The sequence below is a fragment of the Brucella sp. JSBI001 genome (assembly GCF_026014005.1).
Lineage (GTDB): Bacteria > Pseudomonadota > Alphaproteobacteria > Rhizobiales > Rhizobiaceae > Brucella > Brucella anthropi.
This window is the reverse complement of sequence record NZ_CP110339.1, coordinates 79,028-95,384: the sequence shown is the minus strand read 5'-3', so window position 1 is coordinate 95,384 and position 16,357 is coordinate 79,028. Positions and strand designations below refer to the sequence as shown.

Below are 16,357 nucleotides of genomic sequence, written 5' to 3'. Positions count from 1 at the left end.
GTTTGGTAACCCAGATTAAGGCAATTTAATCGGCAACTGAGCGGGACGGCGTGATGAACGGCGGCATCCCGATATTCAAGTTTGAAGCAAACGAAAGAGAACCGGTAAAAACCAATGCTTGGAAAATCGATCGTCGCGGCTTCTGTGTTCATGATTGGGATGGCGGGTTCGGCACTCGCCCAGACCCCGAGCCAGATCAGCCAGTTCAATGCCTGGGGCGCCTACAGCTATCAGTCGGGCAACGGCAAGGTCTGCTATGTCCTCTCCGTACCGACCCAGAAGGCTCCGGCCAACGTCGATCACGGTGACAACTTCTTCCTCGTGAGCCAGAAGCCCGGCCAGAACATCTCGTTCGAACCGCAATTCATGGCCGGTTACGACCTCAATACCAATGCCAAGGTCGTCGTCTCCATCGGCAACCGCAACTTCAACATGTTCGTCAACGGCAAGTCCGGCTGGATGGAAAATGCAGCAGAAGAGCCGCAGCTCATCGCAGCCATGCGCGGCGGTTCGGAAATGAAGGTGCAGGCACAGTCGAAGCGCGGCACCAAGACCAACTATACCTATTCGCTGAAGGGTATTTCGGATGCGCTGAAAGCCATCCAGAAGTGCAAGTAATCCTCGCGATTGGACAACTTTCAAAGCCGGGCTTGCGCCCGGCTTTTTCTTTTGCAGCCTTGCTCCCCGCCGTCATGCATAGCAGACCGGATTTCATGTGGCCGGATTTCATGTGGGATGACGAATGCGATATTGTGTGCTAAGAGCGCGCGCAACAGGGGTCGCAAAGCCAAGTGCCGGACCCTATTTATCCATGCATTCGGGCCAGATTATCTGGCGAAGCTTATCGACGCGCTTCAGCCGTCGTCTCCAACAGTTGAAAACAGATGTCCATTTCGTTCGACCTTACCATTGATGATACGCGCGACCAGCTTGCCCGCCATGCGCGCGCCAGCCTGGAGGCAAAGCCGTCGCTCATCGGCATGTCGCGCGAGGAAATGGCCGAAGCGCTCGTCAAGGCCGGTGTGCCCGAGCGTCAGGTGAAGATGCGCATCAGCCAGCTCTGGCATTGGCTCTATGTGCGCGGCGTTTCCGATTTCGCCGACATGCGCAATATTTCCAAGGATTTGCGCGCTATGCTGGCGCAGCATTTCACCATTGCGCGGCCTGAAGTGGTCGAAGAACAGATTTCGCAGGACGGCACCCGCAAATGGCTGTTCCGTTTTCCGCCGCGCGGCGCAGGCCGTCCGGTCGAAATCGAAAGCGTCTACATTCCCGAAGAAGGGCGCGGAACGCTCTGCGTTTCCTCTCAGGTCGGCTGCACGCTCACCTGCTCGTTTTGCCATACCGGCACGCAGAAGCTGGTGCGCAATCTGACCTCTGAAGAAATTCTGGCGCAGCTTTTGACCGCCCGCGACCGGCTCGGCGATTTCCCGGACAAGGATACACCAGACGGCGCCATGGTGCCCGCCGAGGGCCGCAAGATCACCAATATCGTGATGATGGGCATGGGCGAGCCGCTCTATAATTTCGAGGAAGTGAAGAAGGCCCTGCTGATCGCCTCCGATGGCGACGGCCTGTCGCTTTCCAAGCGTCGCATCACGCTTTCGACCTCCGGCGTCGTGCCGGAAATCTATCGCACCGGCGACGAGATCGGTGTGATGCTCGCCATTTCGCTGCACGCCGTGCGCGACGAGTTGCGCGACATTCTGGTGCCGATCAACAAGAAGTATCCGCTGGAACAGCTCATCAAGGCTTGCCGCGAATATCCGGGCCTGTCCAATGCAAAGCGCATCACCTTCGAATATGTGATGCTGAAGGACATCAATGACAGCCTTGAGGATGCCAAGCTGCTGGTGAAGCTTTTGCAGGGCATTCCGGCCAAGATCAATCTGATCCCGTTCAACCCGTGGCCCGGCACAAATTACCAGTGCTCGGAATGGGAGCAGATCGAGAAATTTGCCGATTATGTAAACGCAGCTGGCTATGCATCGCCGATCCGCACCCCGCGTGGTCGCGACATTCTCGCGGCCTGCGGCCAGCTTAAGTCGGAGTCGGAGCGCATGCGCAAGAGCGAGCGCCTTGCACTCGAAGCCATGATGATTGCCGGGCATGGTGAATAACGGGGTGAATAAACCGATGGGTGAGCGCGCTTGAACGATACTTTCGATTACATAACGCGCTTCGCCATCGTGGTATTCGGCTATTGCTGCGGTGTATTGACGGCAGGCTGGTTTCTCGCCGCCATCCTTTTCCGCACCCTCGGGATCGATTCCTTCATGAGCGATTTCGTCATGATGGCAAGCGATGCGGATGCCGGTTCGCTCTTTGCAGCCACCAGCTTCTGGAGCACCGTCTTCGTTGGCGGTTTTGCCATTGCAGCCATGGCTGGCGGGTTCAGCTTTGTGCCCGCCCTCATCCTCATCATTCTGGCTGAAGCGCGCGGTTACAAATCATCCCTGTTCTATTGCGTTGCGGGCGCCCTGATCGGGCTTGCCGCCGCAGGCGCATCGCTTCCGTTCAGCGATGGCCGGAGCGTGCCGGAAAGCTCGCTCTGGATCGCAGCCATTGCAGGAGCCGGTGTCGTCGGCAGCTTCGTCTACTGGCTGCTGGCAGGGCGCAATGCCGGGCGGTTTTTAACCCGCCCGGTTGAATAAAATCCATCTTCTTTTTCGCATTGTCCTACGCATCGAAGCGGGATCAGAAATCAGTCCAGTGGACTGATTTCCCCGCGGAGACGCTTCGCACTTTTGCTGGAAATGGCTTTTTCATTCGCATTGTCCTACGCAAAACCGCTTCGCACTTTTGCTGGAAATGCTCTATTTTGCCTGTGCGGTGATGATCTTCAGCGCAAAGGCCGAGAATACACCCGCAAACATCCAGTCCACGATGCGCGTCACGGTCGGGTTCTTTTTCAGGAGCCCGGCGAAACGATCTGCCGCCACGACCATCGGAATGGTGAAGGGCAGCGCCATCGGAATGAACGACAGGCCGAGGAAGAACAATTTGCCCATGGCATGCGGGTCATGCGCGGAGACGAACTGCGGCAGGAAGGTCATGTTGAACAGGATGATCTTCGGGTTCAGAAGGTTGATGCCAAGACCGGTCAGCCAGTTCTGGAACAGCGTATGCTTCTTGCCGCCATTCTTTTCCGGCGAGAAGGCCGATCCCTTGCGGATCGCCTGCACGGCCAGCCAGACCAGATAGCCCGCCCCCACCACTTTCAGCGCCGTAAAGGCTGCAGGAGACGCCAGAATGAGCGCCGAAAGGCCGAGCGCCACCATGGTTGTGTGAATGACGATGCCGGTGCTGGCGCCAGCCATGCAGGCAAAACCTGCGGCCTTGCCTTCGGACAGGGCGCGCCCGACGAAAAGCGTCATGTCAGGACCGGGGGTAATGGAAAGGATCGCGGTTGCTATCGCGAACTGGACAAAAATCGTCCATTCGGGAATGAAGGTCAGGTTTGTCAGAAAAGACATCGAAATGTGCTCCAAGAGATGGCGCACGCTAGAATAATTTCCGGGCAAATGAAACAGTGGAATGGAGACAGAAATGCTGCTGATCGTAGGGACCGTCCGCCTGCCGCCGGAAAACTTCGCCAAAGCGCGTGAAGCCATGCAGCGCATGATCTCCGCCAGTCGGGCGGAGGATGGCTGTGTGGACTATGGCTATGCCGCAGATATTCTCGAACCGGGTCTCATCCATGTGAAGGAGATGTGGCGCGACCGTGCTTCGCTCGACCGGCATTTTGCCTCCGCCCATATTGCCGAATGGCGTGCGGCCTGGCCTGGGCTTGGTATTGGCGACCGCAATCTCGTTGTTTATGAAGTTGGCGAACCACAGATCACGTAATCCGCATGAGTTTTCGCGATAAGTCGCAGCCCTTCGGCTTGCACGCTGCTTGGCAACTGCTAAAAGAACTACGGACAAATTTTGGGCGCCGCTCTGGAGCGCCTGATGAGACGGAAGTTTATTATGAGCAAGTGGAAAGACGTTAAGAAAGTCGTTCTCGCCTATTCGGGCGGCCTCGACACCTCGATCATCCTGAAGTGGCTTCAGACAGAACTCGGCGCGGAAGTTGTGACCTTCACTGCCGATCTCGGTCAGGGCGAAGAACTTGAGCCAGCCCGCAAGAAAGCGGAAATGCTGGGCATCAAGGAAATCTTCATCGAGGACGTGCGCGAAGAATTCGTGCGCGATTTCGTTTTCCCGATGTTCCGCGCCAATGCCGTCTATGAAGGCGTCTATCTGCTCGGCACCTCGATTGCCCGCCCGCTGATCTCCAAGCACCTGATCGAAATCGCCAAAAAGACCGGCGCCGACGCCATCGCGCACGGCGCGACCGGCAAGGGCAACGACCAGGTTCGCTTCGAGCTTTCGGCCTATGCGCTGAACCCGGACATCAAAATCATCGCCCCATGGCGCGACTGGTCGTTCAAGAGCCGCACGCATCTGCTCGAATTTGCTGAACAGCACCAGATTCCGGTTGCGAAAGACAAGAAGGGCGAAGCGCCATTCTCCGTCGACGCCAACCTGCTGCACTCCTCGTCCGAGGGCAAGGTTCTGGAAGACCCGGCTGTCGAGGCACCGGAATATGTGCATATGCGCACCATTTCACCGGAAACCGCGCCCGACAAGGCAACGATCATCAAGATCGGCTTTGAAAAAGGTGATGCCGTTTCGATCAATGGCGAACGTCTGTCGCCTGCGACGCTTCTTGCCAAGCTCAACGACTATGGCCGCGACAATGGCATCGGTCGTCTCGACCTCGTGGAAAACCGCTTCGTCGGCATGAAGTCGCGCGGCGTCTACGAAACGCCGGGCGGCACGATCCTGCTGGCAGCACACCGCGCCATCGAATCGATCACGCTCGACAGCGGTGCGGCGCACCTGAAAGATGAGCTGATGCCGCGCTATGCGGAACTGATCTATTACGGCTTCTGGTTCTCGCCGGAACGCGAAATGCTGCAGGCGGCAATCGATCACAGCCAGCGCCATGTTGAAGGCGAAGTCACGCTCAAGCTCTACAAGGGCAATGTGATGGTGATCGGCCGCGAATCGGACAAGTCGCTCTATTCCGACAAGCTCGTCACCTTCGAAGACGATCAGGGTGCTTACGACCAGAAGGACGCAGCAGGCTTCATCAAGCTCAACGCGCTTCGTCTGCGCACATTGGCTGCACGCGACCGCAAATAAGCATATCCAATCCGGACAAAAGCCCGCCTTCCGGCGGGCTTTTGTTTTTAGAGCGGAACAATTGTCTTTGTGCTCTGGATGGCAGGCAAGATCGCATGAGATCAAGCGGCGTGTTTTATACCAGCAAGCATCTTTTCTTCACCGGGACGCAAAGTCAGCACCCGCACGCCATTCGCGGTGACTGCGACCGTATGCTCGAACTGCGCTGACAGCTTTCCGTCGCGCGTTACCACCGTCCAGCCGTCCTTTTCTGTCTTCACCTTGGCCGTTCCCTGATTGAGCATCGGCTCGATGGTGAACACCATGCCTTCGCGCAGACGAACGCCGGTGCCCGGCTTGCCGAAATGCAGAACCTGCGGTTCCTCGTGCATCTCGCGACCGATACCGTGGCCGCAATATTCCCGCACGATGCTGTAATCATGCCGCTTGGCGTGACGCTCGATGGCATGGCCGATATCGCCCAGCGTCGCGCCGGGTCGCACGGCAGCAATCCCCTTCCACAAGGCCTCATAGGTCACACGGACCAGCCGTGAGGCAAAGGGAGCAACGTCACCGACCATATAGGTCTTGCTGGAATCAGCGATATAGCCGTCCTTTTCCAGCGTGATATCGAAGTTGATGATCTCGCCGTTTTTAATGATCTCGTCATCCGACGGCATGCCGTGGCAGACGACTTCGTTCTTGGAACTGTTCAGCACATAGGGATAGTCATATTGCCCCTTGCTGGCTGGCCGCGCCTGCAATTCGCGGGTGATATAATCCTCGACCAGATCATTGACCTGCATCGTGGTCATGCCCGCCAGCGGCGTGCGGTCGAGAAGCGCAAAAACAGAGGCAAGCAGCGCGCCGGATGTCGCCATTTTCTCCACTTCGGCAGGGGTTTTGGTCATGACGACTGCACAGTAAGAACGGGCAGAACCGGCAGCTCGACCCGTGCTGCGCGCAACTGCATCTGCACGATCTCGTTGAACGACAGGTCGGGATGGGCTTGTGCCAGCATGCCGATCTTCATCCAGTATTCAGCCTGCGCATTGATCGACCGGCACATGACGTCACTCGCCTTGCGCAGTTCCTCATGCAGCTCGTCGCCGATTTTCACGATACCCATAGTATTGTCCAGACCATATAGTTCATATACGGATCATATATAAACCGTATATACCCATCGATCAAGCTCTCCACTGTTCCTGCTCAAGCAATCAAAGTCACTTGCATTTAGTATGGTGCCATACTATAAGTCGCCGTATGGAAATAATCGAGCAAAAGCACCACGCCCTTCTGGGCGAAATGGAACGCCGGCACAGCCCGTCCACCGACGCGCTGAAAGCCTGCTTTGAAGTTTTGTCACTTGCTGCGGCCATTGACCGGGATTGCGCCAACCGGCTAGCTCCGCACAAGCTTTCGGAGGGCAAGTTCGTCCTGCTGTTTCTGCTGCACAATGCGCCCGACGGCCTCTCGCCGCACGAGCTTTCAGAACGCGCAGGCGTAACGCGCGCCACCATCACCGGCCTGCTGGACGGGCTGGAGCGCGATGGTTTCCTCAAGCGTCACGCGGATAGCGAGGACCGCCGCAAACTGACTGTCCGGCTGACATCCGAAGGGATGCTGCTGGCGCAACAGCTTTTCGAACAACATACCGCATGGATTGCAAGCCTGATGAGCGATCTCTCATCAGGTGAACAGCAGCTTCTCAGCACCTTGTTGCGCCGCATCTGGAGCCGCACCGATGCCGGTCGCTCTTTCAAGATCAATGAAACCCTAAGGGATATGACATGACCTATTACCTCGCCGAGCTTTATTCCCCGAAATCGAGCTGGCACGCGCTTGATGCTGAAGGCAGGCAGTCCTTCTTTGAGAAAGTCGGCGCGGGTATGGGCGGGCTTGGCGCGCTCGGTATCGAGGCTTTGGCATTGGGTCCCGTCGACGCGACAAAGTCTTTTGCGCCCAGCCAGAGCTTCTTCGCCATCTGGCGTTTCCCGGATGAAGCAGCTCTCGACATGCTGATTGCCGGAATCACCGCCACCGGCTGGCATGATTATTTCGACACGATCAATGCGGCTGGTGCAGGCACCGACCTTCCCGGCCATCTGGCGCAACTGGCAGGCGTGCCTTTCAGGGACGCCGCCTAATCCAAAACCACTATCGCGATGATAGAGCGTATCCCGAAAAGTGTGAAACGCCTACGCAAGGAAATCAGTCCACTGGACTGATTTCTGATCCCGCTTGACTCTTGCCTCGCTCGATTCAATACTGGAACATATAGAGAACAAAAAGATGGAATCTAGACGTGAGCGGCATCGACATCGCGGCGCTGCGGCGCATGGTTACGACCATTGAAGGCAACGATCCGCAAGGCAGTTTTGCAAATCAGGGGCAAACGGGCTTCGGGCGGGCGCGCAGTTTCACGCTCGGCCTTGCCGGGGCGGATGCCGCCTTTCCGCATGGCCTTGCAGGCGACGCGCTGCATGAGGTTTTTGCCGAAAACCCCGGCGCGCATATGGCCGCGACCGGCTTTGCGCTAGCCTTTGCCGCCCGTGCGGCAGAACGCGCCGCAGAGCCTCGTCGCCCGATTATCTGGATCGAGGAAGAAAGCGCTGCAAGTGAATATGGCGGGCTTTATCCGCCGGGACTTCATGCCTTCGGGATCGATCCGTCGCGACTTCTGATCGTGCGCTGCCCCACGGCACAGGATGTCCTGAAGGCGGCAAACGATGCGCTGGAAGCCGGAAGCGGCGGCAAGGCTTCGCATCTTGTTTCCGGTGTTGTCGCCTCGGTGACAGGCCAGCCGAAATGCCTCGACCTGACCGCTTCGCGTCGTCTGCTTCTGGCAACCGAAACCGCGCAGCTGCCCGTCATCCTGCTCCGGAGCCACCGGACGGCTGTGCAAAGCGCTGCCGTCAGCCGCTGGCGGGTGGCGCCCGCGCCGTCCCGTTCAAGTGGAGCGAACGCACCCGGCAAGCCTGTCTTTTCGGCGGTTCTGGAACGCAATCGCCACGGCACATGCGGGCAATGGATCATGGAATGGAACAATGAAACCCAGGAATTTGGTGCTAACGAACGGGATGGCAGAACGTCTGTTTCTCGCCCTCTGGTTTCCGTTTCTGCCGACCGACCGGCTTCGCAGCAGCACTCCGCCTGATGGTAAACCGCACCTGCCTTTGGTTGTGACCGAACGCACGACCAATGCGCTGCGCCTGACAGCAGTGGATGCCGGAGCGGCAAAGCTCGGCCTTTTTCCCGGCATGGCGCTAACGGATGCGCGCGCCCGCGTGGAAAGGCTTGAAGTGGCAACGGCAGCACCGGAACATGATGCGGCATTACTCAAGCGTTTTGCCCATTGGTGCGAGCGCTACACGCCGCTTGTCGCCTTCGATGAGCCGCATGGGCTGATGCTCGACATAACCGGCTGCGCGCATCTTTTTGGCGGGCTCGACGCCATGCGTGCCGATGCAATCCGGCGTCTGGAACGAGCCGGGCTTGGCGTACAGGCGGCGGTTGCCGATAACAGTTTTGCCGCGCGGCTTCTGGCACGGGGAACGAAGGGCGGTGTCTTCAGCAGGGCGGAGGCCGACCGGCTGCTTCCCCGCCTGCCGCTCTCCGCGCTTGAACTGGCGCAAGCTGCCGAAACCGGCCTCAAGCGCGCCGGATTGAAACGCATTGGTGATGTGATGGGGCTTCCGCGCGCCGCACTCACCGCCCGCTTCGGCACCGATCTTGCCACCAGGCTTGACCGGCTGGCGCGGCGCGAGCGCGCGCCGATTTCCCCCTTGCGCATCATGCCGCTCAGTGCCGTCGAGCGCCGCCTGTCAGAGCCGGTTACCGCAATGGAACTGGTCGAACGCATCTTGCAGGAACTGGCGCAGGAGCTTTTTACGCAGCTTGAACCGGAGGGAAAAGGCGCGCTTCTGATTGAGGCCTTCTTCTTCCGTGTCGATGGCGAAGTGCGTCATATCCACATCGAAACCGGCCAGCCCTTGCGCAGCGACAAGGTTTTCCTGCGCCTTGCGCGTGAAAGGCTCAACGCCTTGACCGACCCGCTCGATGCAGGTTTCGGCTTCGACATGATCCGGCTGGCAGCGCTGCGCAGTGCGGCAATCGCCCAGCGCCAGACGGGGCTCGACCAGCATGAGGAAGATGAAGCGGGGTTTAGTCAGCTTGTCGACCGGCTTTCGGCGCGGCTTGGACAGAACCGCGTTCTCGTTTCCTTTTCGCGCAACACGCATATTCCTGAACGGGCCTTCGGCCTGCGCCCTGCCCTTCACACGGATGGCAAGGGCGAAGCCGATTATGAGAGTGCGGCAGCACTTCCCCCAGCGTTTCCCCCAGTGCTTCCCGGTGACCCGCCAGCGCGCCCCATAAAACTGTTTCGCCCGCCGCAGTTGATCGAAAGCGTGGCGGAAGTGCCCGACAGTCCGCCTTCGTTTTTCCTGTGGCGGCGGGTGCGCCATCATGTACGCCTTGCCGAAGGACCTGAAAGGATCGAACCGGAATGGTGGCTCGCAATTGGTCACGCGGTTCCGGAGCTGCGCGATTATTACCGGGTGGAAGACGAGAACGGCCAGCGCTTCTGGATTTTTCGCGAAGGCCTTTATGACGGCGCCAATCATCCGCGCTGGTTTTTACACGGACTGTTCGCGTGATGACTCATTATTTCGAAATGGCTGCTGCCAGCAATTTTTCCTTCCTGTGCGGCGCCTCGCATCCGCAGGAACTGGTAGCGCGTGCGCATGAGCTTGGCCTGTCCGGTATCGGCATTGCCGACCGCAACACGCTGGCCGGTGTGGTGCGGGCACATGCGGCATGGAAGGATTTTCGCGACAAGAGCGATTTCCGGCTTTTCATCGGCTGCCGCCTGTCTTTCATCGACGGCACGCCGGATATGGTCGTCTATCCGCGTGATCGCGCTGCCTATGGGCAATTGTGCCGCCTGCTGACGGAGGGCAAGGTACGCGCCGCCATCAAGGGCGAATGCCACCTCGAATGGAGTGATCTGCTGTTTCGCGCCCGGCAGTTCCAGATCGCGGTCTTTCCGCCTGAAGACGACAGGCCGGATTTTGCCGCACGCCTGACCGAGATTGCACAAGCTGCCCCCGACTCGGTCTGGCTGGCGCTCGCCATGCCGCATCAGGGCCATGACGGACGCCGGGCCGAACGCATCGCCCGGTTTGCAGCCGAAGCCAATGTGCCGCTGCTCGCCACCAATGATGTTCTTTATCATCACCCCGACCGCCGCGCGCTTCAGGACGTGCTGACGGCAACCCGCCACCACACAACTGTTTTCGCAGCCGGTCGGCTTCTCGAAAAGAATGCCGAACGCCACCTGAAACCACCAAAGGAAATGCTGCGACTGTTTCGCGACTACACTGAGGCCGTCGAAGCGACCGCCGATTTCGTCGCGCCCATCACCTTCCAGCTTGATGAGCTGAAATATGATTATCCCGACGAGCCGGTGCCACCCGGCAAGACGCCGCAACAGCATCTGCATGATCTCACCTGGGCAGGTGCTGCCCGTAATTACGGTGCGGACAGCATCCCGCCGAAGGTGCAGGCGCTGATCCACAAGGAACTGGCGCTGATCGAAAAGCTGCAATATGCGGCTTACTTTCTCACGGTTTATGACATTGTGAGCTATGCCCGCTCGAAAGGCATTCTGTGTCAGGGGCGCGGTTCGGCGGCCAATTCCGTTGTCTGCTTCTGCCTTGGCGTCACCGGTGTAGACCCGACACAGGTTGACCTCCTGTTCGAACGCTTTCTTTCGGTCGAGCGAAAGGAACCGCCGGATATCGACGTCGATTTCGAGCATGAGCGGCGCGAAGAGGTGATGCAATATGTCTATGACCGCTACACTAGAGATCGCGCGGCCATTGTCGCAACCGTCATCAGCTATCGGTCCCGCAGCGCCATTCGCGATGTCGGCAAGGCGCTGGGGCTGACTGAGGATGTAACGGCAGCGCTCGCCAATACGGTCTGGGGCATATCGGGCGGCGGCATCGACAAGCAGCATATCAGACAGGCGGGTCTCGACCCCGACAATCCCATCATCCGGCGCGCGGTGGAACTGGCCATCACGCTGATCGGCTTTCCGCGTCATCTGTCGCAGCATGTCGGCGGCTTTGTGCTCACCCGCGACCGTCTGGACGAGACCGTGCCCATCGGCCCGGCGGTAATGGACAAGCGATCTTTCATCGAATGGGACAAGGACGATATCGACGAGGTGGGGCTGATGAAGGTGGATGTGCTGTCGCTCGGCATGCTCACCTGCATCCGCAAGGCTTTCGACCTCATTCACCAGCACAAGCCGCAGCTTTATGGCGGCGAAAAGCTGACGCTGGCCAATCTGCCGCGCGAAGATGCAGTCGTCTACGACATGCTGTGCAAGGGGGATTCACTCGGCGTGTTTCAGGTGGAAAGCCGCGCCCAGATGAACATGCTGCCGCGGCTGCGCCCGCGTAAATTCTATGACCTTGTCATCGAGGTCGCCATCGTGCGGCCCGGCCCCATTCAGGGCGATATGGTGCATCCTTATCTGCGGCGGCGGAACGGACAGGAAAAACCACTCCTTCCGTCACCGGCACCGGAACATGGGCCGGCGGATGAGTTACAGCAGATTCTCGGCAAGACCAAGGGCGTGCCGCTGTTTCAGGAACAGGCGATGCGCATTGCCATGGAGGCTGCAAAATTCACACCGGATGAGGCCAACCAGTTGCGCCGCGCCATGGCCACTTTCCGCAAGATGGGCACCATCCATACGATGGAGACAAAGATGATCGAAGGCATGGTCAATCGTGGCTACGACCGGACCTTTGCCGAAAACTGCTTCAACCAGATCAAGGGTTTCGGCGAATATGGCTTCCCCGAAAGTCATGCGGCAAGCTTTGCGCATCTGGTCTATATTTCCGCGTGGATCAAGTGCCACCATCCGGAAGTGTTCGCCGCCGCACTTCTGAATTCCCAGCCCATGGGTTTTTATGCCCCCGCCCAGATTGTGCGCGATGCCCGCGAACATGGCGTGATGGTGCTGCCCGTCGATGTGAACTTCAGTCACTGGGATAATATTCTGGAGGATACGCTCGATATTCGACCAGCGCTCCGGCTCGGCTTCCGGCAGATCGACGGCTTTTCCAAACGGGACACCGAACTCCTGATTGCCGACCGGCAGGAGCCTTACCGTACCATCGAGGACATGCATCGACGGCTCCGGCTCGACCGGCGCGCCTTCACGCTTCTGGCCGATGCCGATGCCTTCGGCTCGCTTGACATCGACCGCCGCGCAGCACTGTGGGCCGTGCGCCGTCTGCCCAATGACGAAACACTGCCGCTGTTCCGCGCCGCCGCAACCAGCGAACTGGCGGAGGAACCGCGCACAAAACTTCCTGAAATGGCCGCGTCGGAACATGTGATTGCCGATTACGAGACGACGCGGCTCTCGCTGAAAGGGCATCCGCTGCAATATCTGCGCGAGGGTCTGGCGGCGGAAGGCGTTTCAACCTGTCGTGCAGTGCAGGAAGGTGCCGACGGACGCCGCATGAAAGTGGCGGGCGTCGTCACCGTCCGCCAGCGCCCCGGCAGCGCCAAGGGTGTGGTGTTCCTCACCATCGAGGATGAAACCGGCATCGCCAATATTGTCGTCTGGCCGAAGGTCATGAAAGCATTTCGCCGCGAAGTGATGGGTGCGCGGCTGATCCATATCGAAGGTCGCCTCCAGCGCAGCCCCGAAGGGGTCGTGCATCTGGTGGCGTCAAAGCTGCAGGACCGTTCGACAGCATTGATCGAAATGAGCGGACGCGAAGCGCAGCGCCTCGTCGCTCCATCCCAGATGGCGCATCATCCGCGGAATGTAAAAATCATGCCGAACTCGCGAGACTTTCATTGAGCAATCACGCGCTCCGAAGCCCGTTCGCTATTTTGGCTATGACGCGACGAAAATGGTGCAATTCGAGAACCGGAGCGAAGTGTACTTTAAGGTACATGAGCACCGGAAGCGCAGAAGTGCGCCATTTGCAGACCGTCAAAGCCGAAATAGAGCGGGCTTCAGTTCCATGCGCCAACGAAAAACACCGCACAATAATGCAGTGCCGCGCCCACCACGACAAAGCCGTGCCAGATGGCATTCTGAAACCGCAGGCGCTCCCAGACATGGAAGATCACCCCCAACGAATAGACCATGCCACCGGCTGCAATCAGCCAGAAAACGGCTGGCGGCAGCGATTGCACCATGGTGTCGTAGACCATGACGCCGCTCCAGCCGAGCGCCAGATAAAGCAGGATCGACAGCCGGTCGAAACGACCCGGCATGAACAGTTTCAGCATGATGCCGACGAAAGCCACGCTCCAGACGAAAAGAAGCAGCGGCAGAGCACGGTCGCCCATATGCATGGCAAAAGGCGTGTATGTTCCGGCGATCAGAAGATAGATCGCCGAGTGGTCAAAACGGCGCAGGAACCATTTGGTCGGCGAAACCGGCCAGATATTGTAGACAGCCGAAATGCCGAGCGCTGCCAGAAGGCTCGCGAGATAGACACCCGACGAAATCGAGGTCGCTGCAGGCATGTTCGGCAGGAAATAGATCAGCATGGCAATGGCGCCTGCAAGCGCCAGCCCGACACCCAGAACATGGATGACGCCATCGGCCCACAATTCGGCCCGGTCATATTTCCATTTGACTGGATGAGGCAGTCTTACATTCATGAAATTTCCCTGTCGTCGGTTCAGGACAGGAAACTGCCATCACTTTGCAGCGTCAAGATGACAGTTAGTTTATTGCCCCGCCGGTGCGTAGGAAGCCTGAATGGGAGCGACGCCGGGGAGCGGTGCTGCCCCGCCTTCCGGCAAGGATACCGGCTGGATGGAAGCGGCTGCATCACGGGTCGGGCCGCTGCGCTTCCAGCTTCCGTCGAGGCCGGTTTCCTGCAACAGTCCCTTGCGCTTGGCATCGTAATAATAGCCCCGCGCATAATAGCGGACTGCCTGGCTTTCATCACCGCCCGCGACCTTATAGGCGCCGGACAGATAGCGAACCGCATATTTCAGATTGGTTTCCGCATCGAGCAGGCCCTTGGCCGCGCCCGTATAACCCATGCCGCGCGCAGTCGGATGGCTGATCTGCATCAACCCCCAATAAGGTCCGTTACGGGCGCCCGGATTGAACCGGCTTTCGCGATGCACGACCCGGCGCACAAGGCGTTCCGGCACATCATAGGCGACGGAATATTTGGTGATCAGCGCATCGAGTTCTTCCGGCGCATGATCCGGTGTCTCAAACGCCATATTGGCAGCAACGGATGCCGGCGAAGCGGCAGCCTGCGCACCGGCATAGGCCATCATCGGTTCGGACTGGCCACGAATGCCGGGAATGGGAACAACGGCAGGCAGGACCGGATCGGAAGGATCGCTCACGGCTGCGACGGTCTGCGTTCCGGCAGCAGCGCCCGCATCGGCAGTCGCCGTGCCTGCGGTATTGGCCGTGGCACTGGCAGCGCTGCCTGCTGCGGAAGCGGTCTGGCTGGAAGTATCGGTCTGCGTGATCAGCGCCGTTTTCACGGGCTTGCCGTCATTGGTGGTGTTGCAGGCGCTGAGCGCCACGGCACAACCAAGAAGCATGAGGCCCTTGCGGACCAGACCAGCGGAGGAAGAAGAGGAAAGCGCGTAACGCATGACCGGATCCGTTCTCAGGAATCGAAATCTTTTTCGATGCGTTTTTCAAGCTCGACCAGATCTTCAGGCAGAGGCAAACCACTGGCCCGCAGCGTATTGAGCTTCTCGCGAACCGTTTCACGGATTTCATGAGCGTCTTGCGGCTGATTCACCATTTGCTCGAAAAGCAGCGCAATTTCCGCCTTGATGTCCTCGAATGCCATCCAGATCCTCTTGGCTTTACGGGCATCGGAAAGCGCCCGTTTCAGTCAATATTCTTTCGGTCGATGAGGATCATGTACCATGCAAAAGACGGCAAACGGAAGCGCTAAACGTCGGGGCTCTGCCAAAATGAATATTTCAATGGTAACAAAAAGATTAACGCACTCACAAAATGCGCGGCGACACTGCATCTACCACATTGAAATCAAAAGCAAAAATACCGAGATCATCAAAGTCCAGACCGCCATTTGGATCGAAGAGATAAATGCTCATCCAGACGAGCGCGATCACGAGCACAATTGCCAGAATCATGAGAATCAAAAGGCGTCGCCCGAGCGCGGTCTTGCGACCCGCTCCTTCCGGCGGCTGTTTGGCCATAGTCAATTGCTGCCTTGTTCAATCGTCATTGGTCGCGTTCAGTTCATCCGGCGGTGTGCCGTGTTCGGGCTCTGCCGACAGATAGCCCTCGCGCACCAGCCATTTGCGCAGGATAAGCGTCATCGCCTCGGTCTGGTTGAGACCAGGATGCTTTTCGGCGATGAAGCGCTCCAGAGCGTCGTGCACGTCATCGGGAAGATAGATGCTCATTCATGCTCCTCCACGTGAAGAGAATCAGACTACGGTTACGGTGAGGGTTGCCACGCCGTCGACCTTGCCTTCCAGGCGGTCGCCGCGCTTCACCGGCCCGACGCCCGCAGGCGTACCCGTAAAGATAAGATCGCCGGGTTGCAGCTCAAAGAGCGAAGACAGGTAGGAAATGGTTTCCGCCACCTTCCAGATCATCTGGTTGAGGTCGCCTGACTGGCGGGTTTCGCCATTGATGGCGAGCGAAATCACAGCCTTTTCCGGGTGGCCGATTTCAGACACCGGCACGATGGCCGAACAGGGTGCGGAGTGCTCAAAAGCTTTTGCGACTTCCCACGGGCGCCCGGCCTTCTTGGCCACGGCCTGCAGGTCGCGACGTGTCATGTCGATGCCAACGGCGTAGCCATAAACATGGTCCAGCGCCTTTTCGACAGCAATGTCGGTACCGCCGGCCTTCAGCGCCACCACAAGTTCGATCTCGTGATGCACGTCCTCGGTCTTCGGCGGATAAGGGAAATCACCACCTTCGATCACGAGGCTGTCCGGGTTCTTCTGGAAGAAGAAAGGCGGATTGCGGGTCGGATCGCCACCCATTTCGATGGCGTGATCGGCATAGTTCTGGCCGACGCAATAGATGCGGTGCACGGGAAAGCGCGCGTCCGTTCCCTTCACAGGCAAAAAAGGCTGCGGGGGCGGCGCAAAAACATAAGTCGTCATGGGGAAC

At 58.7% G+C, this 16,357-nt stretch carries 19 protein-coding genes; 10 read left to right on the top strand and 9 right to left on the bottom strand.

Going from position 1 to position 16,357, the window contains the following annotated elements; all coding sequences use genetic code 11:
• Positions 1–114 precede the first annotated feature (114 nt).
• From LJ361_RS00445 to LJ361_RS00435, 3 genes are all read left to right on the top strand, one after another.
• The gene (locus LJ361_RS00445) at positions 115–618 is read left to right on the top strand and encodes an invasion associated locus B family protein (protein ID WP_010657895.1); all 504 of its coding nucleotides are present in this window, start codon (positions 115–117) and stop codon (positions 616–618) included.
• 266 nt (positions 619–884) lie between these two features.
• Positions 885–2,120 carry a 23S rRNA (adenine(2503)-C(2))-methyltransferase RlmN gene (gene rlmN, locus LJ361_RS00440; protein ID WP_010657894.1) on the top strand — a complete coding sequence of 412 codons (1,236 nt, stop codon included), beginning with the start codon at positions 885–887 and terminating at the stop codon, positions 2,118–2,120.
• A 30-nt stretch (positions 2,121–2,150) separates the two neighbouring features.
• On the top strand, positions 2,151–2,654 hold the full coding sequence (locus LJ361_RS00435; protein ID WP_010657893.1) for a hypothetical protein: 504 nt from the start codon (positions 2,151–2,153) through the stop codon (positions 2,652–2,654).
• A 162-nt stretch (positions 2,655–2,816) separates the two neighbouring features.
• Here LJ361_RS00435 and LJ361_RS00430 read toward each other — a convergent pair whose 3' ends face one another.
• Positions 2,817–3,476 (bottom strand): LysE family translocator, encoded by a 660-nt coding sequence (locus tag LJ361_RS00430; protein ID WP_010657892.1) that lies wholly within the window; start codon positions 3,474–3,476, stop codon positions 2,817–2,819.
• Between the two features lie 73 nt (positions 3,477–3,549).
• Between LJ361_RS00430 and LJ361_RS00425 the strand changes: the two genes are divergently transcribed.
• Complete coding sequence (locus LJ361_RS00425) at positions 3,550–3,849, top strand: putative quinol monooxygenase (RefSeq protein WP_010657891.1); 300 nt, start codon at positions 3,550–3,552, stop codon at positions 3,847–3,849.
• Positions 3,850–3,972: 123 nt separating this feature from the next.
• Positions 3,973–5,193 (top strand): argininosuccinate synthase, encoded by a 1,221-nt coding sequence (locus LJ361_RS00420; RefSeq protein ID WP_010657890.1) that lies wholly within the window; start codon positions 3,973–3,975, stop codon positions 5,191–5,193.
• A gap of 101 nt (positions 5,194–5,294) precedes the next feature.
• On the opposite strand, the gene map is transcribed toward LJ361_RS00420, so the two are convergent.
• Entirely contained in the window at positions 5,295–6,083 is a 789-nt protein-coding gene (gene map, locus LJ361_RS00415; RefSeq protein ID WP_029375841.1) for a type I methionyl aminopeptidase, read from the bottom strand.
• A complete protein-coding gene (locus LJ361_RS00410; protein ID WP_010657888.1) occupies positions 6,080–6,301 on the bottom strand; it encodes a ParD-like family protein in 222 nt (73 codons plus the stop codon). Before LJ361_RS00410 ends, map begins: the two co-directional genes overlap by 4 nt.
• Positions 6,302–6,438: 137 nt before the next feature.
• Here LJ361_RS00410 and LJ361_RS00405 point away from each other — a divergent pair, with 137 nt between their 5' ends.
• The 5 genes from LJ361_RS00405 to LJ361_RS00385 all read left to right on the top strand — a co-directional run bounded on the left by LJ361_RS00405 (position 6,439) and on the right by LJ361_RS00385 (position 13,066).
• The gene (locus LJ361_RS00405; protein ID WP_010657887.1) at positions 6,439–6,969 is read left to right on the top strand and encodes a MarR family winged helix-turn-helix transcriptional regulator; all 531 of its coding nucleotides are present in this window, start codon (positions 6,439–6,441) and stop codon (positions 6,967–6,969) included.
• Positions 6,966–7,322: a DUF6616 family protein gene (locus tag LJ361_RS00400; protein WP_010657886.1), complete on the top strand. Its 357-nt coding sequence runs from the start codon at positions 6,966–6,968 to the stop codon at positions 7,320–7,322. The genes LJ361_RS00405 and LJ361_RS00400 overlap by 4 nt, the downstream gene beginning before the upstream one ends.
• A 158-nt stretch (positions 7,323–7,480) precedes the next feature.
• Entirely contained in the window at positions 7,481–8,332 is an 852-nt protein-coding gene (locus tag LJ361_RS00395; RefSeq protein WP_010657885.1) for an ImuA family protein, read from the top strand.
• A complete protein-coding gene (locus LJ361_RS00390) occupies positions 8,268–9,833 on the top strand; it encodes a Y-family DNA polymerase (protein WP_029375840.1) in 1,566 nt (521 codons plus the stop codon). Before LJ361_RS00395 ends, LJ361_RS00390 begins: the two co-directional genes overlap by 65 nt.
• Positions 9,833–13,066, top strand: coding sequence for an error-prone DNA polymerase (locus LJ361_RS00385; protein WP_264812348.1), 3,234 nt, complete (start codon positions 9,833–9,835; stop codon positions 13,064–13,066). Before LJ361_RS00390 ends, LJ361_RS00385 begins: the two co-directional genes overlap by 1 nt.
• Positions 13,067–13,224: 158 nt before the next feature.
• On the opposite strand, the gene trhA is transcribed toward LJ361_RS00385, so the two are convergent.
• The 6 genes from trhA to LJ361_RS00355 all read right to left on the bottom strand — a co-directional run bounded on the left by trhA (position 13,225) and on the right by LJ361_RS00355 (position 16,350).
• Positions 13,225–13,881: a PAQR family membrane homeostasis protein TrhA gene (gene trhA, locus LJ361_RS00380; protein WP_010657882.1), complete on the bottom strand. Its 657-nt coding sequence runs from the start codon at positions 13,879–13,881 to the stop codon at positions 13,225–13,227.
• A gap of 69 nt (positions 13,882–13,950) precedes the next feature.
• Positions 13,951–14,847 carry a lytic transglycosylase domain-containing protein gene (locus LJ361_RS00375; protein WP_010657881.1) on the bottom strand — a complete coding sequence of 299 codons (897 nt, stop codon included), beginning with the start codon at positions 14,845–14,847 and terminating at the stop codon, positions 13,951–13,953.
• A gap of 14 nt (positions 14,848–14,861) precedes the next feature.
• Positions 14,862–15,050 carry a hypothetical protein gene (locus tag LJ361_RS00370; RefSeq protein ID WP_010657880.1) on the bottom strand — a complete coding sequence of 63 codons (189 nt, stop codon included), beginning with the start codon at positions 15,048–15,050 and terminating at the stop codon, positions 14,862–14,864.
• Positions 15,051–15,213: 163 nt separating this feature from the next.
• Positions 15,214–15,426 (bottom strand): hypothetical protein, encoded by a 213-nt coding sequence (locus tag LJ361_RS00365; RefSeq protein WP_029375838.1) that lies wholly within the window; start codon positions 15,424–15,426, stop codon positions 15,214–15,216.
• A gap of 18 nt (positions 15,427–15,444) precedes the next feature.
• On the bottom strand, positions 15,445–15,636 hold the full coding sequence (locus LJ361_RS00360; protein ID WP_010657878.1) for a hypothetical protein: 192 nt from the start codon (positions 15,634–15,636) through the stop codon (positions 15,445–15,447).
• Positions 15,637–15,660: 24 nt separating this feature from the next.
• The gene (locus LJ361_RS00355) at positions 15,661–16,350 is read right to left on the bottom strand and encodes a fumarylacetoacetate hydrolase family protein (protein ID WP_010657877.1); all 690 of its coding nucleotides are present in this window, start codon (positions 16,348–16,350) and stop codon (positions 15,661–15,663) included.
• Positions 16,351–16,357 lie beyond the last annotated feature (7 nt).